Origin of the sequence: Ruegeria sp. YS9 (genome assembly GCF_024628725.1) — a bacterium.
Classification (GTDB): Bacteria; Pseudomonadota; Alphaproteobacteria; order Rhodobacterales; family Rhodobacteraceae; genus Ruegeria; species Ruegeria atlantica_C.
In genome coordinates, this window is the sequence record NZ_CP102409.1 from 2639433 (window position 1) to 2663806 (window position 24374).

Below are 24374 nucleotides of genomic sequence, written 5' to 3' on the forward strand. Positions count from 1 at the left end.
GCTAAGCGGCGCGACACTGAACAAGGAAAAGGGAATTGGCAATGGTCGATGTGACGGTTCGCGGCGCGGGAATTTTCGGCCTGTCCATCGCCTGGATTTGTGCGCGACGCGGCGCAAACGTGCAGGTTGTCGATCCGTTCGGACCGGGCGCGGGGTCCAGCGGAGGTCTGGTCGGCGCGTTGGCCCCGCATGTGCCGGAAAACTGGAACGCCAAGAAAGCTTTTCAGTTCGACAGCCTGATCATGGCTGAACCGTTCTGGCGGCAGGTCGAAGACACCGGCGGGGTTTCCCCCGGCTACGGCCGGCTGGGTCGTCTTCAACCGATCCCGGACGCGCGTGGTCTGGAATTGGCCCGCCAACGCGCAGGCGCCGCAGATGAGCTTTGGCAAGGCCGCGCGGAATGGCGTGTCATGACCACAGCCCAAGCGGGTTCATGGTGCCCGCCCAGCCACACTGGCTTTGTCATCCGGGATACGTTGACGGCACGGATGCACCCCCGGCGGGCCTGTGCCGCGCTGGTCGCAGCCCTGGAGGTCATGGGCGTCCACATTGTCAGTGAAGCCGAGGACAAGGGGCACGTCATCCACGCCACGGGCCTTGCAGGATTGCAGGAACTGAACGACGCCTACGGCAAGACCGTCGGAAATGGTGTCAAAGGGCAGGCAGCCCTGTTGCGCTTCGACGCCGGAGAAGTGCCGCAACTGTTCGCCGACGCGATTCACATTGTCCCACATGCAGACGGAACACTTGCGGTCGGATCGACCTCGGAACGGGACTACGATGACCCGACCAGCACGGACGAAGCTCTGAACGACGTGATAGACCGCGCCACGCGCGTCCTGCCCCTGTTGCACGGGGCCGAGGTGATCGAACGCTGGGCCGGTGTGCGCCCTCGCAGCAAAAGCCGTGCGCCGATGTTGGGCGCGCATCCCCTGCATCAGGGGCAGTTCATCGCCAATGGCGGGTTCAAAATCGGGTTCGGCATGGCCCCCAAAATCGCCGAGGTCATGGCCGATCTTATGCTGGAAGATCGGGATAGGATCCCTGATGAGTTCCGGCCCGAAGCCTCATTGTGACTGTACGACAGCCTGCATGCATCGCCGCCCGTCAGGGCCGCGCACCCACATGTTTTCACCTCTCCGGCACAACTGGGCAGTTTCGAAATGCATCAACGGTGAAGTCGCACGGAACGAAAACGAGGCGAGCGGACCGCTCAGATCCACCGCGAACAACATCAGAAGCTGCGCCAGAAGCGGCCCGTGCACGACCAGCCCGCCATATCCTTCCACATCGCGCGCATAGTCCAGATCATAGTGAATACGGTGGCCATTGAAGGTCAGGGCCGAGTATCGAAACAACAAGGTTGAATCGAACCCGACTTCGCGGGAATCGGTCTCATCGGTGTGCGCTCTGGGCGGTTGGGGCGTTTCAGCATCCGGCGCAGGATCTTCGCGATAGACGAGATCCTGCCACTCTGTCACGCGCAACTGACCGTTCTGCCAGATCTCGTGCCGCAAAGTGACAAAGCCCAACGGGCCGGACCGCCCCACCTTGGCGCTTTGGCTTTCAAGAACCGATTTCTTTTCGGCGGTGATCCCTGCGATCAGAGGAGCGTGAAAGGTCAACCGCCCCCCGGCCCACATTCTGCGCGGCAACCCCATATCCGGGATCAGGCCCCCAACCTTGGGATGCCCATCCCGGCCCAATGCGGCAGCCGGTTGCGGGGTCCAGAAATAGAGCTGATGGAAGAAGGGCGGCAATTCCGAACCACTGGCGATCGTCGGCACAGCGCCCAGCGCCACCTGAAATGCGGCCGCGCGGGCCGGATCCAGAAGATCGGTCTGTCGCTCTTGCGTCATTTGCCTGACCCGCGTTCAGAACCCGGCCTGGGCCCTAAGTTTCTGCATCAAATCGTGCAATGACTTTTCATAGCGATCGGAACGCAGCCTTCCCTGATCGTCGAATTCGTTCGAACTGTTCGCCAGATGGATTTCGGGCCCTTGCAGGATGCGCGGCTGAAAGGGAACCATACAGGCCCGCAGGATCATCTGCGCCCGCTCCCCGCCCGCACGACCAGCGGCCGCCGACATTACCGCAACCGGTTTGTCGGCCCATGGATTGCCTTGCGTTCGGCTGACCCAATCCAGCGCGTTCTTCAGAACACCCGATGGGCCCTTGTTGTACTCAGGTGTCGAGATGATCACCGCATCGGCATGTGCGATCTGATTGGCCAACGTCTGAACCACTTCGGGAATCCCTTCGCCGTCTTCCAGATCACCATCGTAGAGGGGCAGGTTCAAATCCGCTTCGACAAAGCTCGCCGGATCGAACAACCGAGCCGCCTCGCGCAGAAGCTTACGGTTGGTCGCGTTCTGGCGCAGGGACCCGGACAGGCCAAGAAGGGTCGGTTGTGACATCGGGAAAGCTCCGTTTCTGTGTTTGTCGCAAGTTAGACCGAGTTCACCCTGATCCAAACCCCATTTGACGCACAGTCATTGCGCGAAGGGGGCCGCCCAAAGGGTGGCCCCGCTGTTCACAATACGCAGGGGTTACGCGTTTCCGCTGGGCACCACGACAATCTCGACACGCCGGTTTTGCGATTTTCCTTCGGGCGTCAGGTTGGACGCGACAGGGTTGTTTTCACCTTGCCCGATCGTGCGAATGCGGTTGTAGCTGACACCATTGGCCTGAAGGATATCGGCCACTGCGTTCGCGCGGCGTTCTGACAGGCCTTGGTTATAGGTTGCGTCTCCGTCGCTGTCGGTGTGACCGATGATCTGCACGTTCGAATTCGGGTAGTTGACCAGGTTCTGGCCCACTTTCACCAGATCAGACCGCAGCGCCGGGCGTACGGTCGAACTGTCGGTGTCAAAGGTGATGTCATTCGGGACCGTCACAATCAGGCGATCGCCTGCGTTGACGATCGTAATTCCGTCATTTGCCAGCTGTTGACGCAGCTCCGCAGCCTGCTTGTCCAGTTGATTGCCGATCACTCCGCCCCCGGCAGCACCGATTGCGGCACCGGCCAGCGCACCCAGACCGGGGTTCGAGTTATTGGCAATCGCCCCGATACCAGCGCCAACCAGACCACCCAATACGGCGCCTTGTTTGGCGTTCTGGTTCGGGTCGTTTTGTACTGTCAGCGTGCCCGGATCGGTACAAGCCGCCAACACAAGGGCTGAACACAAGCCCGTGGCCACAAAAAACTTGGAAATCGTCATGATATCACCTTCTGCTCCAGCACCCGTTATTCGGGCATGCTTCGTTTTCCTCAGTATATCACTGTGCAGGCTTGGCGGCTCAAGCAACAATGCGGTGAGATCGGCGAATACCCGCCAAACGCGTATTCAAACCGTTTCAACGAACGCTTCTGCATTCTGCTGTTCCTGCCAGAGGTCGCGCAACGACCTGCTCTGTCCTGAAAAGCTTTCCTCCGTGCATTCGCTGGACCAGATACGGTCGGTGCGGAAATGGCGAAACCCGTTGCGCAGTTCGCACCAGCCTGCCAGCATCGTGCATTCGATGTGATAGATCAGCGCCACAGGGCGCACGACCCGGACCGTGCGTTCGCCTTCACCATCTTCATAGGTGATACGGATTTTCCGTTCTGCCCGAATGGCTTCGCGGTAATGTGCAATCGCAACACAACCCTTTTCCGGATCGTCCGCCGGGGCACCCCATGGGGCAACCTGCAACCAGTCAGCAGGGCAGTGCAGCGCATCGATCTTCTGACATATCCGGCTGGCGGCCCGCTGAAGATGGCTGTCACCGGTGCGCGCCAACATGGACAGTCCAACCCACAAAGCCTCGACTTCCTCTGCGTCGAAATTGAGCGGCGGCAAGTCGTAACCGCGCCGCATAATGTAACCAACGCCCGCCTCACCTTCGATGGGCGTCCGTTGCGCCTGCAACTCGGCAATATCCCGATAAACCGTGCGCACGGACACCTCCAACCTTGCGGCCAGTGCCTCTGCCGTGACCGGAGCGCCCGCAGCCCGCAGGATCTGGATGATTTCAAACAATCGGGTCGAACGGCGCATTGCATCCTCCTGTCACCATGCTGACACCCTAGCACACCCCACTGACAAGAGGGTGTCAGGAGAGATGGGTCAAATTGGAATGGCATCACGAAAAGGAGCACGAAAAATGCCATATCTCGACACCCATGTCATGATGACACTCAGGCTGGGGCAATGGTCTCAGGACCACACCCTGCGCGCCTTCGAGATCGAGCGCGAAATCGCCATGGCCCGGCAGTGCAAGCAGCCCGTTTCAAAGAAACGATCAAGACGTTTTTCGCTGGGAAATCTGAAGATGCTCTGGACCAGCACGGCCTGAGATCAGAACTCGGGCCGGGCCCGGAACTTCATCGAAACCCCGCCTTCCGGGTGTTTCAGACGCAGTTCCTCTGAATGCAGCATCAATCTGAGGAAGCCCAGCGCATCACCTGTTGCATAGAATGGATCGCCCAGGATCGGGTGGCCCAGAGCCTGCATATGAACGCGAAGCTGATGAGACCGGCCCGTTTTGGGAAACAGACGCACACGCGTCGTATCGCCTTCGGTCTTCACGACACGCCAGTCCGTCACGGCAGGTTTGCCCGTCGCATGACAAACCATCTGTCTGGGCCGGTTGGGCCAGTCCACGATCAGAGGCAGATCAACGGTACCGGTCTTGGGTTCCAACTGCCCCCAGACACGGGCGATATAAGTTTTGCGGGTCTGACGCTGCTCGAATTGCATGCTCAGGTTGCGCTGCGCGTGCGGCGTTTGGGCAAAGACCATGACACCGGACGTGTCCCGGTCCAACCGGTGCACCAGCAGGGCTTGTGGAAATGCATCCTGCACCCGGGTCAATAGACAATCGGACAGATGCGCCCCCCGCCCCGGAACGGAAAGCAGGCCGGGAGGCTTGTTCACCACGATCAGCTGTGCGTCTTCATGCAACACATCCAGCGGGGTTTGAGGGGGATCATAGGTTTCGCTCATGCAGGGGTGCCTATCCCAGCTCGTGACCTCCCGCAACGTCGTCCTTGCATGCCCGCCCATGTTCGGTGACCTTCTCCCCAAAAAAGCGGAGGAGATGCCATGCACCCGACAATAGAACGCATGCAAGAGGTTGTCGCGAAGGGCGATGAGGCCTTGATCCACGAACTCTTGGCCGAAGATGTGCAGTTCCTGCCACCAACCTACTACAGCACCTGGACAGGGCGCGCTCCGGTCGCGGCCGTTCTGGGGCATGTCGGGCAGGTGTTTTCAGATTTTCGGTATCGGCGCATCATGGGCGGCGGGAAAGACTGGGCATTGGAATTTCAATGCAAAGTCGGTGATCTGGATGGTATCGGTGTCGATCTGATTACGTTGAATGACGACGGGTTGATTCAGGTTTTCGAGGTCGTCATGCGCCCCTATAAAACGGTAGGTGCCTTGCGCGATGCCATGATGGCGCGGGTTATGACCGACGCCCGTTTTCTGGAATTCAAAAACGCGCTGAGCTGACAATGCCACGTTCATTGGCTGCCGATCAGATTTTGCGGGTGCCTTTGCTTCCGGTGCTTGCCGCGCAGGGCCTATCGGTGCGACGGAACGCTCAGCTGCTGCCGGAACCGACTGGCCCGCGCGAGGGCCGCACAGGGCGCGGGCCGCGCCTGCGGCTTCTGATCACCGGTGACAGCTCGGCAGCCGGAGTGGGCGCGGGCACGCAGGATCAGGCGTTATCCGGACATCTGGTCAACCGTCTGGCAAGGCACTACGCGGTCGAATGGCAGTTGGAAGCGACAACCGGGCACACCACCCAGGATACGATTGACCGCCTGTCGCAGATAAATGGCGAATTCGATGCTGTCGTTACGGCACTCGGGGTCAATGATGTCACCCGGGCTGTAACACGCCAGCAATTTGCGCACCGCCAGACCCGTCTCATCCGCTTGCTTTCAGAAGACCTGGGCGCTCGGCGCATCGTCGTCACCGCTGTCCCGCAGATGAACAGGTTTCCGGCCCTGCCACAGCCGCTGGCCTGGGTACTAGGATGCCAAGCCGCGCGCCTGGACCAGGGGCTGCAAGAGGTTGTAGCTGCTTTTCCGCATGTTCAACACCTGCCCCTCGATCTGCCGGACGACCCGGCATTGGCTGCACCGGATGGCTATCATCCCAGCCCCCGGGCGTATGCGCTTTGGGCGGATGCAGCCGCGCGTCTGTTGCTTCAGGCCTGACCGCGCGCCTGCCGGATCATAGGGATCGAGTAAACGACCAGAGCCGCCCAGATCAGTGGGAACGCAATCATCCGGCCGGTGTCTATCTTCTCACCGAACAGGGTTATTGCTGTAATGAAAATCATGGTCGGCGCGATGTATTGCAGAATGCCCATCGTGGACAGACGCACCAGTTTGGCGCCATTTGCGTAAACCAGCAACGGCACCGCCGTCACAACCCCTGCACAGGACAGCAACAAGGTGTCCGACATCGCCACGCCGAAATGTCCTGTGCCCTGCACACCCAAAAAGGTGACATAGGCCAGTGCCGGAATCAAAAGGATCAGGACCTCGAGCAGGAAACCCTGGTTCGGCCCAATCGGCAACGAGCGCTTGAAGAACGCGTAGAACCCCCAGCTGACCATCAACCCAAGAGCGGCCCAAGGCAAACGACCGGCCTCAACCACAAGTACCACCACACCGATCGCAGCCAATCCGACCGCGAACAATTGTGTCCGTGTCAGGGGTTCCCTCAACAGAATTGCCCCCAGCGCAATACTGAACAGAGGGTTGATGTAATATCCCAGCGCTGCATCCAACGCGTTGCCCGTGGAAATGGCCCATACGTAAATCGCCCAGTTCACGGAAATAAGCGCAGCGGTCAAAGCGGCCATGCCCAACATCTTCGGGTTGCCAAGCGCGGCCTTCAGATCCCGGGTTCGGCCCAGGACAACCAGCAACAACCCGGCCACGGGCACTGACCAGATAACACGGTGCGCCACAACCTCGACCGCGCCCATATGATCCAGCGCTTTCATGTACAGAGGCAAAAACCCCCACAGGACATAGGCCGTGACTGCCAGCGCAAGCCCCTTTGGTGTGTCCGTGTTCTGTGAAGGTAGAAGCGTGTCTGCCACATCGGGTCTCCGGTTGATACCGGTTCGGTTTAAGGCAGAAATGAACGGGTTGAAAACTCTGAAAACAGTGAAGTGTCACATAACGATGTTTGATGAGTTGTCAGACCACGCTTTTCAGCTGAGGTCTGAAATGCGAGGCTCTGCCTCGCGCTCCGGGATATTTGTGGCCAGATGAACAAGGGGCACCAATCTTCATCTGGCCGAAAATACCCCGGGGGAGTCGCCGAAGGCGGCGGGGGCAGAGCCCCCACCGAACCCCGTGGTCACACCTTGACCCGTTCGGATTTCGGGTCATACATCGGCTTGAGCGACGCTTCGGCCCGGACTTTGGTGCCACAAACGTCGATCTCATAGGTCGAGGCCAGAATGTCCGCGGCTTTTTCCCCTTCGCAGGGCACGTAACCCAAACCGATGGCGCCTACCAGCGTGTGGCCATAGTTGCCCGAGCTGAGATAGCCCACATACTCGCCATCGCGGATGATCGGTTCATTGTGGAACAGCAGCGGCTCGGGATCGGTCAGGCGGAATTGAACCAGGCGCGATTTCGGCCCGCTTTCCTTGCGCGCGATCACCGCCTCGCGGCCGATGAAGTCGCAGCCCTTGTCCACCTTGACGGCAAAGCCCAGCCCCGCATCCACCACGTGATCCTCGCAGGTGATGTCATGGCCGAAATGGCGGAAACCTTTTTCGATCCGGCAGCTGTCCATCATGTGCATGCCACAGAGTTTCAGCCCTATGTCCTGCCCCGCATCGTGCAGCGTTTCAAAGACGTGGCCCGCCATGTCGGAAGAGACATAGATCTCCCATCCAAGCTCGCCCACATAGGTGACACGGTGGGCGCGGGCGAGGCCCATGCCGATCTCGATTTCCTGCGCGGTGCCGAAGGGGTTTGCCGCGTTGGTGAAATCGTTTGGCGAAACCTTTTCCAGCAAGGCCCGCGCATTCGGACCCATCACCGCCAGAACGCCTTCACCCGCCGTGACATCGGTGATGACCACGTTGAAATCGCCCGAATGACGCATCATCCAGGTCTGATCCGCCAGCCGCGTCGCTGCCGGGGTGACCACCAAATAGGACGTCTCGGTAAGACGTGTCACGGTGACATCCGCCTCGATTCCGCCGGAACGGTTCAGAAACTGCGTGTAGACGATCTTGCCGTTGGGCACCGCGTAGTCGCCGCCACCGATAAAGTTCATGAACTTCTGGGCATCGGGGCCTTCGACGCGGATCTTGCCGAACGAGGACATGTCATACATGCCCACGTTCTCGCGCACCGCGCGGTGTTCGGCGGCCGAGTTCTCGAACCAGTTCTGGCGCTTCCAGCTATAGTTGTATTCGCGCTCTTGCCCTTCATTGGCGAACCAGTTGGCGCGCTCCCACCCGGCCAGTTCGCCCATCACGGCACCGTGTTCTTTCAGGTGGTGGTGGAACGGCGTCCGGCGCACGCCGCGCGCCGTGGCTTTCTGGCGATAGGGGTAGTGGTCGGCATAGAGCAGGCCCAGCGTCTCCTTGGACCGTTCGAACAGGTATTTCCTGTTGCCTTGGAAGGGTTGCATCCGGCTGATGTCCACATCGCCCAGGTCAAAGGGTTTTTCACCCGAATCCATCCATTCGGCCAGCGCCATGCCCGCACCGCCTGCCGATTGAATGCCAATCGAGTTGAACCCGGCGGCAACCCAGACATTGTCCATCTCAGGCGCCAGACCCAGATGATAGGCATCGTCGGGCGTAAAGCTCTCGGGGCCGTTGAAGAAGGTGTGGATACCGGCCTCGGCCAGCATCGGCATCCGTTCGCAGGCGGCTTCGAGGATCGGTTCAAAATGGTCGAAATCCTCGGGCAGCTGGTCGAATTCGAACGTGTCCGGGATGCCATTCATCGCCCAGGGCTTGGCGTTGCGTTCAAACGCACCCAGCAGGATTTTTCCGGCATCCTCCTTGTAATAGGCGCATTCATCCGGCACCCGCAGCACCGGCAGCTGGGTCAGGCCGTCGATGTTTTCGGTCACGATATAGAAGTGTTCGCAGGCATGCAGCGGGACGTTCACGCCGGCCATTCGGCCAACTTCGTGGCCCCACATGCCCGCGCAGTTCACCACCATGTCGCATTCGATATGACCCGAGGCGCTGCCGTCATCAGCCACCCAATCGACGCCGGTCACGCGGCGGCCCTGTTTGACGATGTCGGTGACCTTTACCCTCTCTTTCACCACGCCTCCGCGCTGGCGGGCGCCCTTGGCCAGGGCCAGCGCAATATTGGCGGGATCACCCTGCCCATCCAACGGCAGATAGACCGCACCTTTGACGCCCTCGAGATTGATGTGCGGATACAGCTCCTGCACGCGCTCATTCGAGATTTCTTCGACCTCGACACCAAACGCCCGCGCCATCGCAGCCTGACGATAGATTTCCTCTTTGCGTTCCTCGGTCAGCGCCACGGTGATCGACCCGCAGCGCTTGAAGCCGGTGGCGACGCCGGTTTCCTCTTCCAGCGAGCCATATAGCTCCTGACTGTACTTCGCCAGCTTGGTCATGTTTGCGGTGGCGCGCAGCTGCGCAATCAGACCCGCCGCATGCCAGGTGGTGCCACTGGTCAGTTGCTTTCGTTCAAGCAACACGACGTCCTTCCAACCCTTCTTGGTCAAATGATACGCGACCGAACATCCGATGACGCCACCGCCGATGACGACCGCTCGGGCCTTGCTGGGAAGATCAACCATCCTGAAATCTCCGCTGTGTCAGGTTTGGCATAGGTTGCCATGGAAGATCGACAATAAATGCACCAAAAGCGTCACATAATCCGCAGTTTTCACCGATGTGAAGCCGCGCGCTTTTGCCGGCGTACGACAAAAGGCGTTACCCCGAAGAAGCTTTTGTACACAGACGAAAAACCGTTCGGGAAACCACAGGCCATTCCAATTTCGCGAACGCTCATCGTGGTGTTCAGCAACAGGTTATTTGCCTTGGCCAGTCGCATTTCCCGGTAGAACCCGTTGGGAGTGGTTCCAAAAAAGGTTTTGAACTTACGCTCGAGGGACCGGTTCGACAGGTGCAGCGATTCGACAATCTGATTGATCGGCAGGGGGTCTTCGATATTGGCCTGCATGAGCTTTATGCACTGATCCAGCTTCGAATCGCCTGTCGCGGTCAACTTGGCGCCCGAAAATGGCTGCATCGAGGCAAAATCGCGGATGTTCTCATGCAGCATGATGTCGGCCACGGTCATCTTCGCAGGTCCCGAGACATGACGCCCGATCACTGCCAAGGCGATATCCGTTGTGGCCTCCATCCCGGCACATGTCACCACTGCGCCCTGTTCGGTTGCGATCGACAGCTTGGCTTCGAACCGGGCGCCGCGTTCCCGCAGGAACGATGCGTTTTCCCAATGGGTTGCCAGGTCGGCTGTTCCCTGCTCGTCGATATAGCGGCTGGCGGCTTCGGCCAGCAGGAAAACCTTGGCGCCCCGGAAGGTATAGTCCGACACCACCCGCCCCAACGACAAATCCGGATGATCCGGATCTGAATTGCCGATTACGAACAGGTAGTCCGCCTTGGGCTGAGGCGGCACCGCTTCTGTTTGAACCACGGCGTCACTGCTGCTGGCGATCGGGCCACCTTTGAGCGAGCGGTAGGTGAAGGTGAACGGAGGGCTTGGGCATACACGGTTGGCCAGCCTCAACACCTCGACCAAAGACGCCAGTTCCAGCAGCACGAAACCTGGCGCGACAAGGATGTCGAAATGCCGTATGGCCTGTTTTGGAGCGTCAGAAGTAGGTTTTGCCGCCATTTTCTTCAAACGATGTTATGACCGGCGGCCCGCACCCGGTGCGCCAGTTCTTCGATATGATCCGGCCCGATTTCGCAGCACCCGCCAACAATCGTTGCCCCCTGATCGATCCACCGCATTACCTGATCCGCATAAGCCCCTGGGCCAAGGTCATGCCGTTCTTGCAGGGCATCCACGGTCGGCGCATCCTGAAGGAAGCCATCCGAAATATGCGTAAAACCATTGGCGTACGCCCCGTATGGCCGATTCATGCCGGACAGAACCTCCAGCGCCGCCGGGATCGCTTCGGGGCGCGAACAGTTGATCAACACGGCATCGGGCGAAAACTCTTCCACCAGCGGAGCAATGTCCGCCAACGCTTCGCCGGACCTGAGAAGGCTGCCATCGTCATCATTGACCGACAGGGACAGCCAAACCGGTTTTCCGCATCCGGCCGTGCCACGCAATGCGCCCTCGGCTTCCTGTATCGAAGACACGGTCTCGATCAGAAACAGATCGACCCGCGCGGCCATCATGGCCACAAGTTCGGCGAACTTTTCAGCCGCGTCCGCCGGATCCGGGTTCAGATCGGGTCGATATGATGCCAGCAACGGCCCCAATGCACCCGCGATCCGGCCCTCGGTTTCCGAGCGGGCACGTTCGGCCTGCGTCAGGGCAGTGTCGATCAGGGTAGGCATCTGATCCTCCATCCCCACCCGCACCAAACGAGAGCGATGGACGGCATAAGTATTGGTTGTTGCGACCGTCGCACCCCGGCTGAAATAGTCGCGGTGCACTTCCGCGACCAAATCGGGGTGATCGATCATCACGCGCGTCGACCACAGCGGTGTCGCCTGATCGCCACTGCGTTTTACCAGTTCCTGCCCGATAGAGCCGTCCAAGAGAGTGATATCTGCCATGTCATTACTCCTCAGGGCACCAATACCAGTTTTCCCGGAAGAGTCTTTGACTGAAAATCAGCCTGTGCAATACCAATATCCTTCAACGGATAGGTCCGGGAAACCAGTGGCTTGATCCGTCCGGTATTCACCAGTTCAACAAGACGGGCAAAGACTTCGGGCGCCTGGTGCGTGCACCCATGTATGGTGATGTCGCGCAGATATATGTCCCGCAGATCAGCTTCGACAATCGGGCCTGCTATTGCCCCCGAAACGGCATAGTGCCCGCCGGATTTCAGGGAAAGGATCAGCGATGGCCAGGCCGGGCCACCCACAACGTCGATCACCACATCGAACATATCCTGAGGAAGCGGGTCGTTCCGGTCAAACGTGTTCTCGGCCCCCTGGGATTTCACGATCTCGGCTTTCGTGCCCGCTGTTACAGCCCAAACCGACGCCCCGCGCAGGGCGGCCAGTTGCACCGCCGCCAGCCCGACGCCGCCCGAGGCGCCGGTGATCAGCACTTTGTGCCCGGCTGTCACGCCTGCGCGGGTCAGCAGGTTTTCCGCCGTCCCGAAGGCGCAAGGAATGGCGGCGATTTCCACATCTGAAAGGGGCGAGGCGCTGACGTCATAAAGATCATCGGCTTCAACCAGACAATACTGGGCAAAAGCCCCGTCAATCTCGGAACCCAGCGCAATGAAGCCCTGCGGGTTTGCCGGGCGCGGGCGCGGCAGGTTTATCGGACAGGTCACGCGCTGACCCGGTTTGAAGGCAACACCCGGCCCAACCTGTTCCACGATGCCGCAAAGATCTCCGCCCTGAATGCGGGGAAAGTGCAATGCACCGCCCCAACCGCCCGCTTCGACCTTCTGATCAACGGTATCCGTCGCGCCGGTGACGTCCGAGGAATACCAACCGACCCGTGTGTTGATATCCGTGTTGTTCACGCCTGCGGCGGCGACCCGAACCAGAACTTGCCCTGCACCAGGTTCAGGAACCGGGATATCACCTCGCCGTTCCAGAACTTCGGGGCCACCGTGACCCGTCAGATAGACACCGGACATCGTCTTTGGAGCATTCATTTCGCTGGCTTCTCAGGTCTGGTCGTCGGGATGGGGCGGAACCGGTCCCATCGGCACGATGTCATATCGGGCATTCAGGTCGGCCATCTTGGCCTCGTCCTCGAAATCCGCCGGGGTCATGGTTGCCAGTTCCGCAAGGAAACCATCAAACCCGGATGGTTGAAAGATCATGAGCATCCGTGCCGGTTTGTTGTCGGCAACCCGGCAGGCATGAGGCACACCCGCCGGAACATGCATGGTGGTGCCCGGCGTGCACAGGTGCCAGTCTCCGTCGACATAGAAATCCACGGCGCCCTCCAGGAAATAGAACGTCTCGGCATGGCTGTCGTGGCGATGAAGGCCAAGCGCGAAGCTGGCCTTCAAGTTGTCTTCCATCAGTGTGTAGGCTCCGCCCGTGTCCTGACCGGAAACTTTCACGAAGGTATGGTCGTTTTCCCAGTCAAAGTTGGGACCCTCACCGGGTTCCAGCCTGGAATATTGCGGACGCATGGGGGCCTCCCTTCGTCAGGCGCGCAGCCGCTCATTTGCGGGGTCCCACAGCGGCTGATCCTGCTGCACCACGGCGCGGCACTTCTGGCCGTAGATTTCCACCTCGAGCTCGGTACCGGGGTTTGCATGTTCTGACTTGATCATGCCCAGCGCGATGGATTTGCCGACGCGGTAACCCCATGCGCCCGAAGTGGTCTCGCCCACGATCTGATCACCCTGCCAGATGCACGACATGTAAGGCGCATCGCAATCACCTGCGTCGACAGTCAGGGTGACGAACGACTTTTTCACGCCCTGCTGCTTTTCGTTCAGGATTGCAGCCTTTCCGGGGAAGCCCTGTGGCTTGTCCAGTTTGACAAACCGCTCCAAGCCCGCTTCCAGCAGCGAGTAGTCGGTGCTCAGATCTCCCTTCCACGCGCGATAGCCCTTTTCGATGCGCAGAGAATTCAGCGCATACATGCCGAACGGCTTGGCCCCGGCGGCGAGGATCGCGTCATAGATCGCGGGCATGTGCTCGTTCAGCGCGTGCACCTCCCAGCCCAGTTCACCGGCGAAGGACACGCGGATCAGGTGCGCGGGTTGCCCGGCCACGGTGGCGGCCTGATGGGTCAGCCAGCCCAACGAAAGGTCGGCATCGGTCAGACCCGACAGGATCTCGCGCGATTTCGGTCCGGTCACGATCAGCGTGTCGCGGGTGGTGGTCACGTCCTCGACGGTGACGCCCGCGGGCATCGCGTTCATCAGGATGTCGCGGTCGTGCCATTGCGCTGTGGCGGCGGTGATCATCACGAAATCATCCTCGCCCAGGCGCATGCAGGACATCTCGGTCAGGATGCGGCCACGGTCGTCGGCGATGTAGACCAGGTTGATCCGCCCCACCTTGGGCAGGCCACCGGTGACCAGCCCGCGCAGCGCCTCGGCCGCGCCTTCGCCCTTGACGATGAAGCGCGAGAAACCCGGCAGGTCGAGCACGCCGCAATGGTCGCGCACGGCCTCGCATTCTTCCTTGATCCGCTGCTCCCACGGGCCGGACCGGCCCCAGGTGTGGGTGCCTTCCTCGGAGGTATCGTCGCCCGGCTGCGCGAACCAGTTGGCGCGCTCCCAGCCGTTGTAGACGCCCATGACGCCGCCCAGTTCCTTGACCTTGGCATGCACCGGCGACAGTTTCTTGTCGCGCGCGGCGGGCCATTCATGATGCGGGAAGTGCATGGCGTATTCGTTGCCGTAGACCTCCATGCCCTTTTGATTGCAGTAATCCTGATCGGTGTAGTCGGTATAGCGGCGGGGATCGACGGCCCACATGTCCCGTTCGGTGGCGCCATCCACGATCCATTCGGCCAGCACCTTGCCCGCGCCGCCGCCCTGGGCGATACCGAAGGTGAAGGTATGCGCCTCGAAGGCGTTCTTGACGCCGGGCATCGGGCCGATCAGCGGCAGGCCGTCGGGCGCATAGGGGATCGGCCCGTTGATCACGCGGCCCACGCCCGAGGTCGCCATCAGCGGCACCCGCTCCATCGCGTCGGTGACGATATCCTCGATGCGGTCCAGATCATCGTTCCAAAGCTGGAAGCTGAAATCCTCGGGCATCGGGTCATCCTCGGTCATCCAATGGCCCTTGCAGTTGGGCTCGTAGGGGCCGAGATTGAAGCCGTTCTTTTCCTGCCGCAGGTAGTACGAGACGTCTACATCGCGCAGCAGCGGCAGCTTCCTGCCGCCGTTCTTCTTGGACCATTCTTCAACTTCCGGCACTTCGTCGGTCAGCAGATACTGGTGGCTCATGACCATTGCGGGCACGGTGCGGCCGCCATAGGGTTTGAACCACTCGCCGACGCGTTGCGCATAGTATCCGGCAGCGTTGACGACATAGTCGCAGTCGATGTCACCCTTCTCGGTATGCACGGTCCAGGTGCCGTCGTCATGCTGGGTGACGCCGGTGGCGGGGCAGAACCGGATGATCTTCTGGCCCATGTCGCGCGCGCCCTTGGCCAGCGCCTGGGTCAGCTGCGCGGGGTCGATATCGCCATCGGTCGGGTCATACAGGACACCCTCAAGATCATGAGTTTCCAGGAACGGGTAGCGTTCCTTGGCCTGCTCCGGCGTCCACATTTCCATCGGGATTCCCTGATAGCGGCCCATCGACATGGCCCGCTGGAACTCCTGCATCCGCTCTTTGCTGTGCGCCAGACGGATCGACCCCGAAACATGGTAGTTCATCGGATAGTCGACCTCTTCACCCAGACGCGAATACAGCTCGGTCGAGTACCGCTGCATGTTCATGATCGCCCACGAGGTCGAGAAGGTCGGCACGTTGCCCGCCGCGTGCCAGGTCGAACCTGCGGTCAGTTCATTCTTTTCCAGCAGAACGCAGTCGGTCCAGCCTTTCTTGGCCAGATGATACAGCGAGGAAGCCCCCACCACACCGCCACCGATAATGACCACGCGGGCTTTTGTCGGAAAATCACTCATGTGTCTTGGTCCCTGTTACTGTGCCCGTTGGGGCAGATCGTCCGTGATGTCGTAATAATCGCCCTTGTCAGCCACAAAGATGTGCTTCGAGAGCTTTAGGCCCGTGGGGGCATCGAATGCGCCCATGGAAATCGAAATCGTGTCCTCTTGGTTATGTTGCCAGAAGAGAAACGAGCCGCATTTGCTGCAAAACCCGCGCCGTGCGATGTCTGACGCGTGAAACCAGTTCAGCGTGTCGCGGGCCAAGAAACTCAGGTTGTCCTGATGGGTCGTGGTCGAGGCCCAGACATGGCCGGATTGCTTTCGGCACTGCCCGCAATGGCAGACCGAAGGCGGAGAAAGGTCTCCGTCGATGGTGAAAGCAACTGAACCGCAAAGGCAGGACCCGCTGTACATAAGACTACCCCCTTGCCGCAGGCGCGGTGCTGGTTCCCAACAACACGCCGTAGATTATGAAACAGGCCGCCATCACCCGGCGCACCCAGATATTGAACACCGCGCCCAGCGCCGCCTTGCCCATCAAGGCGCCCAACACGGTGAAACCGGTATAGCTGAGCGTGGTGATGATCAGCGCGGTTGGCATGATCACGACCATCTGCTGCCAGATTGGAACCTCGGGCTGAACGAATTGCGAGAACGCCGCGAGATATCCGGCGACACTTTTGGGGTTGATCGTGGCCACTGCCAGCGCGTGCAAATAAACGTGCCGGGCCGGGCGCTCTGAAACCGGTGCGGGCTTTGTTGCGTTCATCCACCCCCGCACGCCCAGCCAGATCAGAAAGCCCGCTCCGACCAGCTTGGCCATGAAGAAACCGGTCGGAGAAGCGGCAATCAGGGCTGTGACGCCCAGCGCGGACAGGATCAAAAACATGCTGGCCTGTGTCAGGATGGCCAATACACCCATCATCGCCTTTGGAAATGGCAGGCTCATCCCGTTCGAGATGCAGTTGACCGCGTTCGGCCCCGGAGTGGTGACGAATACCACCCAGAATAGCGCGAATATGGTCCAGGCCTCGAAGCTCATCAGTACACCGGCGGAGCAATGACCCAGATGGCCACGGCAGGTTCATCATAGGGGTTGGCCCATTGATAAGGTTCATGTTTGATCCGAAAGCTGTCACCAGGCCCCACCAGGAATTCACGCGCCCCGATCGTCAGGTTCAATCGACCCGAGACCATATAGCCCACTTCCTGCGTCGGGCGATTGGCTGGGGTCTGCATCCGTGAATGTGGCTCGAAAGTGGAATGCACCATTTCGAAATCATCGGTCAGATCCGGCGACAGCAACTCTTCGATCAGCCCTTCTTCGCCCGACCCCATCGGGCGACGCGACCCGGCGCGCACAACGTAGCCCTGTTCGTCTGCGGGGGCAGCGGAATGCGCAAACAGCATCGACATGGGCACGCCGAGGCATTCGGCAATCTGGCGCAGGTCCGAGATTGAAGGCTCGGACAAATCGCGCTCAACCTGGCTCAACCAACCGACAGAGCGATCCAGCCGAGTTGCAATCTCGGTCAGGGTCAACCCTCGGGCCTTGCGCAAGGCCCTCAGGTCAGCACCAAGGGTCGCGCTTTGGGGGGCTTGGCTGTTCACAGGCCGCTCCGAATCTCGTGAAATTCTTCCTTCGTTTTTCACGATGAAGCAAGACGGTGAAATTTCCAAGCGTTTTTTCACGCCCGGTTTCAATGGGGCGTTGGTCATCACTTCGTACCGACAACAGAATTGAGGACCAGAAGGCACGGAGGCCCTTGAAACACCAGAAAAACCGCAGGGACGCAGCAGCCGGATTTCAGTGTTTGCCGTACAAGGGCTTCATTTCAAAAAGACAGCACATATCGTTCCCCCGTCGCGCTGCGGCGACATGGGAAATCCTAAGCAACAGAGACAGATCTTGAATGAGCGTGAACCGTGCAAAGCCCGCCCGGGATTAGAATTGAAGGCCGGCAAAAACCTTCACTTCATCCAACACATGTTGAGGCCAACGACGGGTGAAACTGTCGGCGATCGTTTCACGCTTTTCCGGCTCCAGCCCGGCAAGCAAGCTGGGAAAGCGGCGGCGATTTCTGGGCAGCGTCCACATTTCGATGCCGTTTTCGAAACAGTAACGGGCAAAACGCACGTCGACGAACTTCTCGCTGCCTTCCATGTATTCCAGTGTCGGGAACAGCGACCCGGACACCATAACGGTTCCGGTTCCCAGTTGGTGCACCCTGGTCGAGTAGGTCAGCCGTTGGTTCATACGCAACAACGTGCGCTGCCGTATCGACCTGGGCGTCGGGTTTGTGAACGTCGTGGCATGATAGCCGAAGACACGCTTTTCCAGCCCGACGCCCCGCGCCCGGCGTATGGTCTGACGGACATAGTTGTCCGCATATTCAATATCATCGTCGACCAGAAAAACGGTATCTGCCGGATCCGGCTGGAAGATGAACTTGCCGACATCCTTGTAATCCCGGTCGGGGATCACGGCGGTGACGTTGTCGAACTCTCCCAGAAAATCGGGAACTTCCTGATATTCGTTCAGGCAGATGAAAACTCTGTCGACCTGATGCGCGATGCTTGCCACCGAATGGGGCAATACGCCGATGCGATCCGGGAATGTCGCCATATGGGCGCGTCTGATCCCTTTTGGAGGCGCTTCATCCGCGACCGTCGGATTGATGTCAGACTCTTGCATCCGTGAGAAACACCCCAAAACGAAACTTCGCTATGGATTTTGATAGGAGATCGCTTCAAAGCCTGCAAGACGAAGTCAGCCGGGCCGTTCAATCGCCCGGAAATCCCTTGGGTTGATGCACATCCGCAACGACCGCAGCGGTCAGAGCCCGGCAAACACGGCGGTCAGAATGTCTTCCAGATTTTGCGCATCCTGTTGCGTGAAAGCATCCGGCTGGTCGCTGTCAATGTCAAAAACGGCGATAACTTTTCCCGACGAATCCCGCACGGGCAGAACCAGTTCGGACCGCGTTGAGCTGGCGCAGGCGATGTGACCCGGAAACGCATCGACATCCGGCACCAGTTGCGTTTCGCCCGTTCTTGCGGCGGCACCGCAGACGCCCCGTTCGAACGGGATGACCAAACAACCATGCCCACCCTGATAGGGCCCGATCTTCAGAACGCCCGGTTTGGTGACACGATAAAACCCGGTCCAGTCAAAACGATCGTCGGAATGGTGAACCTCGCAGGCGACAGTGGCCATGAGAGCAACCTGGTCCGTTTCGCCTTCGGTCAGGGCCGCGATGGTTTTGGCAAGTGTCTCATAATCGGCAGTCATTGATTGCAACCCCTTCGGATGGTCGGGGGCACGGCCCCCGACCCCCGGAGTATTTGGAAAAAGATGAAGGGTCAAACGCGTTCGATGGCAATGGCCGTGCCTTCCCCCCCGCCAATGCAGATCGCCGCGACGCCCCGTTTGAGGTTACGTTTTTCCAGCGCATTCAACAACGTAACGATGATGCGGGCACCAGAGGCACCGATGGGATGGCCCAGGGCGCAGGCGCCGCCATTCACATTCACCTTGTCTCGCGGCAAGCCCATTTCGTGCATGAAAGCCATCGGCACAACCGCGAAGGCCTCGTTCACTTCCCACAGGTCGACGTCATCCTTGCTCCAGCCAATGCGCGACAAGAGCTTCTGCGCCGCCGGGACCGGAGCCGTCGTGAAAAGGCCGGGGGCCTGAGCATGGCTCGCATGACCCAAAATCCGGGCCCGAACCGTCATACCCTGCGCTTCGGCGGCTTCTGCCGAGGCAAGAACCAGCGCCGCCGCGCCATCCGAAATCGAAGACGAATTGGCCGCCGTCACCGTACCGTCCTTGCGAAACGCAGGTTTCAGCGTCGGGATCTTCTCGGGGCGGGCGGATTTTGGCTGCTCATCTGTCTCCAGCAGAATTTCACCCTTGCGCGTCCGGACCGTAACCGGCGCGATTTCCTGATCGAATGCACCACTTTCCTGCGCAGACAGCGCGTTGGACAAAGATTGCAGCGCGTATTCATCCTGTGCTTCACGGGTGAACTGGTACGCCTCGGCACAATCTTCGGCGAAGGTGCCCATCAGACGGCCCTTGTCATAGGCATCTTCAAGGCCGTCGAGGAACATATGATCAACCACCTGGCCGTGGCCAATGCGGGCACCGCCGCGCATCTTGGGCAGCAGATACGGCGCGTTGGTCATGCTTTCCATGCCGCCCGCAACCATCGTATCTGCGTGACCCAAGGCAATTTGGTCAAAGGACATCATTGCGGCCTTCATCCCCGAACCACACATTTTGTTCAGCGTGGTGGCGGGAACCTCTTCGCCCAATCCTGCCGCGAATCCGGCCTGCCGCGCAGGTGCCTGACCCTGCCCGGCCGGCAAAACGCAACCCATCAGCACTTCGTCGACTGTCTGTACCCCTGCCTGTTGCAAAGCCGCGCGGATCGCTTCGCCCCCGAGGTCAGCCGCAGCAACACCGTCAAACATGCCCTGAAACCCGCCCATCGGTGTACGGGCAGCCCCTGCTATAACAACGTCTCTCATCCGGGTTTTCCTCCTGCTTTCCGGCCCTTGAATACCGAATGGTAAGAATTGCCGTCTAGCGTATTTCTACGACTCAATTTCAGTTTGGAAAGCGGCAGGATCATGGGGCTGACCAGCAAGACAACCGGCGAAACTCAGATCATCACCGTTCATGCCGACCGGATCGATGCTGCAATGGCCATTCAGTTCAAGGAAGACATGCGCGCCAATACCGAGGACAGCGCTCATCGCGTTGTTCTGGATCTGTCCGATGTCGAGTTCATTGACTCCAGCGGTCTGGGTGCAATCGTCGCCTCAATGAAACAGCTGGGAAAGGACCGGAGGCTTGATCTGGCCGGGTTGCAGCCAGTGGTCGAAAAAGTCTTTCGCCTGACACGCATGGATACGGTTTTCAGGCTTTTTGAAACACTGGATGACGCGTTGTCAGAGACGGACGCCTGACGGCAGCAGGGGATAGATGGCGTGGAGCCGATTGAAAACAAGACCTGTCTGGAATTGACCTTCCCTGCGACGGAATCAGAGGCCAGTGTGGGCATTGCAAAGCTCAGCGTCGGTCTGGCGGAACGGGGGTTGCCCCCCCATAAAGCCGATGATGTGAAGATTGCATTGGCTGAAGCCATCAACAACGTCGTGGAACACGCTTACAATGGCATCGCCGCGGCCAAGGTTCAGGTCACCTGTCGGCTGGACAGGGATCTTCTGGACATCTTGATCTCGGATACGGGGCGCCCGCTGCCTGGATACCGGCTTCCGGATGGCACCCCTGCTCCAATTGGAACGGATCTACAGGACCTCCCCGAAGGCGGGTTCGGCTGGTTCCTGATTCATCGCCTCACCAGTGATATCCGGTACGAGCGGCGCGGTGGATGCAACCGTCTGTCCCTGCGGTTTGACTTTGAACCCAACGGGTGATCGACCGCAATTGGTCACAATAAGGTCATTTTCGAAACATTGTCGCGCCGCAAACAACCGCCATACAGTGACTCGTAGCTCAGATAGCTTCCCTCGGCGCCACATATCACAGCCCCCACCCAGTGAATGGCGCCGAGGAACTTCCCCCCCCCGAAACTGCTGGACAATCGCTGATCAGTGAATAGCTTTCTCTTGTTCCACAGAGAGAGAATTCGCCATGCGTGATCTGCATAATCCGGGCCGATCCGAAGTTTTTGCCACGCAAGGCATGTGCGCAACGTCGCATCCGCTGGCGGCCAAAGTGGCCATCGATATCTTGGGCCAGGGCGGCAACGCGATGGATGCCGCGATCGCCGGGGCTGTTCTTCTGGGGATTTGCGAACCTCAGATGACCGGATTGGGCGGCGATTGCTTCGTTCTGTTCAATCGTGCCGGCGAAAGCAGGATACGCGCGCTCAACGGATCGGGTCGCGCACCGGCTGCCGCGCAATCCCAGATGTTGCGCGATCAGGGCCTGTCATCCGTACCTTTGGATGGGCCGGATGCCGTGACCATTCCCGGAGCCGTCGATGCCTTCTGCCACCTGGCCCAGACCGAGGGTCGCCTGGGGTTGGGCGCGATTTTGAACCCGGCGATTCATTATGCTGAAGCGGGTGTTCCGGTGGCTCCCCGTGTCGCTTTCGATTGGAAATCGGGGGCCGCAACACTTCAGGGCGCCGCCCGCGACCACTATCTGATTGACGGGCAAGCCCCGTCGATCGGGCAGGTTTTCCGTGCGCCGGGACAGGCGGAGGTATTGCGCCAAATCGCAGCCCACGGGCGCGACGCGTTCTATTCAGGTGAAATCGCCGATGATATGATTACCGCACTTTCGGAAAGGGGAGGTGTCCATTCCGCTGAGGATTTTCATCACACAAGCTATACCGAAACGCAGCCGATACATGGGGCCTACAAAGGCGTGGATTTGGTGGAACATCCACCGAACGGCCAGGGCGCAACCGCGATTTTGCTGCTGAATATCCTCAAGCACTTTGACATGGCCTCCATGGATCCATTCGGAGCGGAGCGTATTCATATCGAGGCCGAGGCCACCAAACTGGCCTATGACGCTCGAAACCGGTTCATCGCGGATCCTGACCACATGGCAAGAGTGGAGCGCTTTCTGGATCCGGATATCGCTGCCAGATTGGCTGCTTTGATCGATCCCCAAAAGGCGATGCCTGCTGCGGCGCCTCTGACCGAAGCGGTTCACAAGGACACGGTTTACATCACCGTGGTCGACCGCGACCAAATGGCTGTTTCGCTGATCTATTCGATCTTTCACAGCTTTGGATCCGGTATAGCGTCGGAAAAATACGGCATATTGCTGCAAAACCGCGGGGCAGGATTCACATTGCAGCCCGGCCACCCCAACGAACTGGGCGGCGGCAAACGCCCGATGCACACGATCATTCCGGGAATGTTGGCGCAGGACGGTCGGGTCACGATGCCGTTTGGAGTGATGGGCGGTGCCTATCAGCCAACCGGACACGCGCGCTTGGTGTCAAACCTTGTCGATTTCGGGCTTGGGTTGCAGGAAAGCATCGATGCGCCGCGCGCCTTCTTTGACGGATCGGTTCTGAAACTGGAGCGCGGGTACAGCGAGCAGATCGCGAAACAATTGTCCGATATCGGCCATAATATTGAAGTGCCGGAAACACCACTTGGCGGAGCGCAAGCGATCCGAATCCGAAACGACGGCATTTTGGAAGGCGGCAGCGACCCACGCAAGGATGGCTGTTCGCTTGGATACTGATCTGCGGCAGACCTATGCCCGCCGGTTCGGTTCCGCTAGTTCAGGTGGAAGTGCAGGGGGTATGCACCATCTTCGAACGGTCCGAACATATTGGGTATATCCGGGTGCTCGACCGGTTCTCCTGAATAGTCGGCAACCAGATTTTGTTCTGAAACATAAGCAACATAGAAGGATTGATCGTTCTCGGCCAGCAGGTGATAGAACGGTTGCTCTTTCCTTGGGCGGCTGTCTTCCGGAATGGCCTGATACCATTCTTCGGTATTCGAAAACTCGGGATCCACGTCAAAAATCACCCCTCGAAAAGGGTGTTTCTTGTGACGAACCACCTGGCCCAAGCCGTATTTTGCACGTGTCTTTAGCATTGTATCAGCCCCCACCGCTTTTTTTACCCGTTTCCGGGCGGAAAAGCCAATCATTGATGTGAAAATCAGGGAAACAGTCTGTGAACCTTATACTGACAGTGTTCGAAATCGTGGCGCCGGTTTTTCTATTGGCGGCTGTTGGTTTTACCTGGGTCAAGCTGGGTTTCGAATACCGCCTGCAATTCGTCACCCGCTTTGCAACGATGCTGGCGATGCCCAGTCTGATTTTTGTTGCCCTGATGCAAACCGAGATCCCGGGCAATGATCTGTCACGCTTCACAATGGCGACACTGGTCGCAAATCTGCTGCTGGCAGTGTTGTTCTGGCTGATCGTTCGAGGGTTGAGACTGGACCCGCGAACATATCTGTCACCTTTGATCTTCGGCAATACCGGCAATCTCGGCCTGCCGCTGTGTATCTTTGCCTTTGGACAGGTCGGCCTGGGGTATGCAGTCATCTTTCTGTCAGTTACTGCACTGTTTTCTTTCACTTACGGGATATATCTGGTCGCCGGTAAAGGTGCGTTGGGACAGGTTGCGCGCCAACCAATGGCCTGGGCGACGATCCTTGGCGCAGTGTTTCTGTCGCAGGGGTGGCAGACGCCGACATTTCTGACCAGCACGCTGGAGCTTTTGGGGCAAATGGCCGTCCCGCTGATGCTGGTCACATTGGGTGTGGCAATCGCCCGCCTGAGCTCGCACAGCCTGGGGCGGGCGCTGTGGCTGTCGGCGCTGAAACTGGCGGTGTGCTTTGCGCTGGGATGGGGAATCGGACGATGGTTTGATCTGGATACGATCGCATTTGGCGTTCTGGTTGTTCAGATTTGTACGCCGGTTGCCGTAACCTCTTACCTGTTGGCCGAACGGTTCGGGGCCGATTCCGACGCCGTCGCCGGCATGGTCATGGTGTCCACCGTACTTTCCGTGGCGGCGTTACCGGCTGTTCTGGCCATCATTTTATAGCGATTGTGATTTCCTC

Annotated in this window: 27 protein-coding genes; 8 read left to right on the forward strand and 19 right to left on the reverse strand. The window is 59.3% G+C overall.

Going from position 1 to position 24374, the window contains the following annotated elements:
• Positions 1-41: 41 nt before the first annotated feature.
• The gene (locus NOR97_RS13345) at positions 42-1076 is read left to right on the forward strand and encodes an FAD-binding oxidoreductase (protein ID WP_257599400.1); all 1035 of its coding nucleotides are present in this window, start codon (positions 42-44) and stop codon (positions 1074-1076) included.
• Here the strand turns inward: NOR97_RS13345 and NOR97_RS13350 are convergent.
• The 4 genes from NOR97_RS13350 to NOR97_RS13365 form a co-directional block, all read right to left on the reverse strand.
• Positions 1068-1859, reverse strand: coding sequence for an acyl dehydratase (locus NOR97_RS13350; protein ID WP_257599401.1), 792 nt, complete (start codon positions 1857-1859; stop codon positions 1068-1070). The genes NOR97_RS13345 and NOR97_RS13350 overlap by 9 nt on opposite strands.
• Before the next feature lie 15 nt (positions 1860-1874).
• A complete protein-coding gene (locus NOR97_RS13355; RefSeq protein WP_257599402.1) occupies positions 1875-2417 on the reverse strand; it encodes an NADPH-dependent FMN reductase in 543 nt (180 codons plus the stop codon).
• A gap of 132 nt (positions 2418-2549) precedes the next feature.
• Positions 2550-3221 carry an OmpA family protein gene (locus NOR97_RS13360; protein ID WP_170345626.1) on the reverse strand — a complete coding sequence of 224 codons (672 nt, stop codon included), beginning with the start codon at positions 3219-3221 and terminating at the stop codon, positions 2550-2552.
• Between the two features lie 126 nt (positions 3222-3347).
• Complete coding sequence (locus tag NOR97_RS13365) at positions 3348-4040, reverse strand: YafY family protein (protein WP_257599403.1); 693 nt, start codon at positions 4038-4040, stop codon at positions 3348-3350.
• A gap of 106 nt (positions 4041-4146) precedes the next feature.
• On the opposite strand from NOR97_RS13365, the gene NOR97_RS13370 reads away from it, so the two are divergent.
• The gene (locus NOR97_RS13370) at positions 4147-4338 is read left to right on the forward strand and encodes a hypothetical protein (protein ID WP_170345624.1); all 192 of its coding nucleotides are present in this window, start codon (positions 4147-4149) and stop codon (positions 4336-4338) included.
• Positions 4339-4340: 2 nt separating this feature from the next.
• Here NOR97_RS13370 and NOR97_RS13375 read toward each other — a convergent pair whose 3' ends face one another.
• Positions 4341-4988 carry an RluA family pseudouridine synthase gene (locus NOR97_RS13375; RefSeq protein WP_257599404.1) on the reverse strand — a complete coding sequence of 216 codons (648 nt, stop codon included), beginning with the start codon at positions 4986-4988 and terminating at the stop codon, positions 4341-4343.
• Positions 4989-5087: 99 nt separating this feature from the next.
• Between NOR97_RS13375 and NOR97_RS13380 the strand changes: the two genes are divergently transcribed.
• Together NOR97_RS13380 and NOR97_RS13385 are read left to right on the forward strand one after the other, a co-directional pair.
• Positions 5088-5498: a nuclear transport factor 2 family protein gene (locus NOR97_RS13380; protein ID WP_170345622.1), complete on the forward strand. Its 411-nt coding sequence runs from the start codon at positions 5088-5090 to the stop codon at positions 5496-5498.
• 2 nt (positions 5499-5500) lie between these two features.
• On the forward strand, positions 5501-6211 hold the full coding sequence (locus NOR97_RS13385) for an SGNH/GDSL hydrolase family protein (RefSeq protein ID WP_170345621.1): 711 nt from the start codon (positions 5501-5503) through the stop codon (positions 6209-6211).
• Here the strand turns inward: NOR97_RS13385 and rarD are convergent.
• From rarD to NOR97_RS13450, 13 genes are all read right to left on the reverse strand, one after another.
• Positions 6202-7107, reverse strand: a complete 906-nt coding sequence (gene rarD, locus NOR97_RS13390; protein WP_257599405.1) for an EamA family transporter RarD — start codon at positions 7105-7107, stop codon at positions 6202-6204. The two genes, NOR97_RS13385 and rarD, sit on opposite strands and share 10 nt — an antisense overlap.
• Positions 7108-7370: 263 nt before the next feature.
• Complete coding sequence (locus tag NOR97_RS13395; RefSeq protein ID WP_257599406.1) at positions 7371-9824, reverse strand: FAD-dependent oxidoreductase; 2454 nt, start codon at positions 9822-9824, stop codon at positions 7371-7373.
• A gap of 89 nt (positions 9825-9913) precedes the next feature.
• Positions 9914-10891: a GlxA family transcriptional regulator gene (locus tag NOR97_RS13400; RefSeq protein WP_257599407.1), complete on the reverse strand. Its 978-nt coding sequence runs from the start codon at positions 10889-10891 to the stop codon at positions 9914-9916.
• 5 nt (positions 10892-10896) lie between these two features.
• Positions 10897-11790 carry a homocysteine S-methyltransferase family protein gene (locus NOR97_RS13405; protein WP_257599408.1) on the reverse strand — a complete coding sequence of 298 codons (894 nt, stop codon included), beginning with the start codon at positions 11788-11790 and terminating at the stop codon, positions 10897-10899.
• 11 nt (positions 11791-11801) lie between these two features.
• A complete protein-coding gene (locus NOR97_RS13410; RefSeq protein WP_257599409.1) occupies positions 11802-12854 on the reverse strand; it encodes an alcohol dehydrogenase family protein in 1053 nt (350 codons plus the stop codon).
• A 12-nt stretch (positions 12855-12866) separates the two neighbouring features.
• On the reverse strand, positions 12867-13343 hold the full coding sequence (locus tag NOR97_RS13415; RefSeq protein ID WP_257599410.1) for a cupin domain-containing protein: 477 nt from the start codon (positions 13341-13343) through the stop codon (positions 12867-12869).
• Between the two features lie 15 nt (positions 13344-13358).
• Positions 13359-15809 carry an FAD-dependent oxidoreductase gene (locus NOR97_RS13420; RefSeq protein ID WP_257599411.1) on the reverse strand — a complete coding sequence of 817 codons (2451 nt, stop codon included), beginning with the start codon at positions 15807-15809 and terminating at the stop codon, positions 13359-13361.
• Between the two features lie 15 nt (positions 15810-15824).
• Positions 15825-16205, reverse strand: a complete 381-nt coding sequence (locus NOR97_RS13425) for a GFA family protein (RefSeq protein ID WP_257599412.1) — start codon at positions 16203-16205, stop codon at positions 15825-15827.
• Positions 16206-16209: 4 nt separating this feature from the next.
• On the reverse strand, positions 16210-16833 hold the full coding sequence (locus tag NOR97_RS13430) for a LysE family translocator (protein ID WP_171726145.1): 624 nt from the start codon (positions 16831-16833) through the stop codon (positions 16210-16212).
• Positions 16833-17402: a helix-turn-helix domain-containing protein gene (locus NOR97_RS13435; protein ID WP_257599413.1), complete on the reverse strand. Its 570-nt coding sequence runs from the start codon at positions 17400-17402 to the stop codon at positions 16833-16835. The genes NOR97_RS13430 and NOR97_RS13435 overlap by 1 nt, the downstream gene beginning before the upstream one ends.
• Before the next feature lie 334 nt (positions 17403-17736).
• Positions 17737-18486, reverse strand: coding sequence for a hypothetical protein (locus NOR97_RS13440; RefSeq protein ID WP_171205289.1), 750 nt, complete (start codon positions 18484-18486; stop codon positions 17737-17739).
• 141 nt (positions 18487-18627) lie between these two features.
• Positions 18628-19083 (reverse strand): GAF domain-containing protein, encoded by a 456-nt coding sequence (locus NOR97_RS13445; RefSeq protein ID WP_257599414.1) that lies wholly within the window; start codon positions 19081-19083, stop codon positions 18628-18630.
• A gap of 71 nt (positions 19084-19154) precedes the next feature.
• Entirely contained in the window at positions 19155-20327 is a 1173-nt protein-coding gene (locus NOR97_RS13450; RefSeq protein ID WP_257599415.1) for an acetyl-CoA C-acyltransferase, read from the reverse strand.
• 102 nt (positions 20328-20429) lie between these two features.
• Between NOR97_RS13450 and NOR97_RS13455 the strand changes: the two genes are divergently transcribed.
• From NOR97_RS13455 to ggt, 3 genes are all read left to right on the forward strand, one after another.
• Entirely contained in the window at positions 20430-20768 is a 339-nt protein-coding gene (locus NOR97_RS13455) for an STAS domain-containing protein (protein WP_117872067.1), read from the forward strand.
• 21 nt (positions 20769-20789) lie between these two features.
• Positions 20790-21239 carry an ATP-binding protein gene (locus tag NOR97_RS13460; protein WP_170345607.1) on the forward strand — a complete coding sequence of 150 codons (450 nt, stop codon included), beginning with the start codon at positions 20790-20792 and terminating at the stop codon, positions 21237-21239.
• A 217-nt stretch (positions 21240-21456) separates the two neighbouring features.
• A complete protein-coding gene (gene ggt, locus NOR97_RS13465) occupies positions 21457-23034 on the forward strand; it encodes a gamma-glutamyltransferase (protein WP_257599416.1) in 1578 nt (525 codons plus the stop codon).
• 35 nt (positions 23035-23069) lie between these two features.
• Here ggt and hspQ read toward each other — a convergent pair whose 3' ends face one another.
• On the reverse strand, positions 23070-23396 hold the full coding sequence (hspQ, locus tag NOR97_RS13470; protein ID WP_050604943.1) for a heat shock protein HspQ: 327 nt from the start codon (positions 23394-23396) through the stop codon (positions 23070-23072).
• Positions 23397-23476: 80 nt separating this feature from the next.
• On the opposite strand from hspQ, the gene NOR97_RS13475 reads away from it, so the two are divergent.
• Entirely contained in the window at positions 23477-24358 is an 882-nt protein-coding gene (locus tag NOR97_RS13475) for an AEC family transporter (RefSeq protein WP_257599417.1), read from the forward strand.
• The last annotated feature ends 16 nt before the right edge of the window (positions 24359-24374 follow it).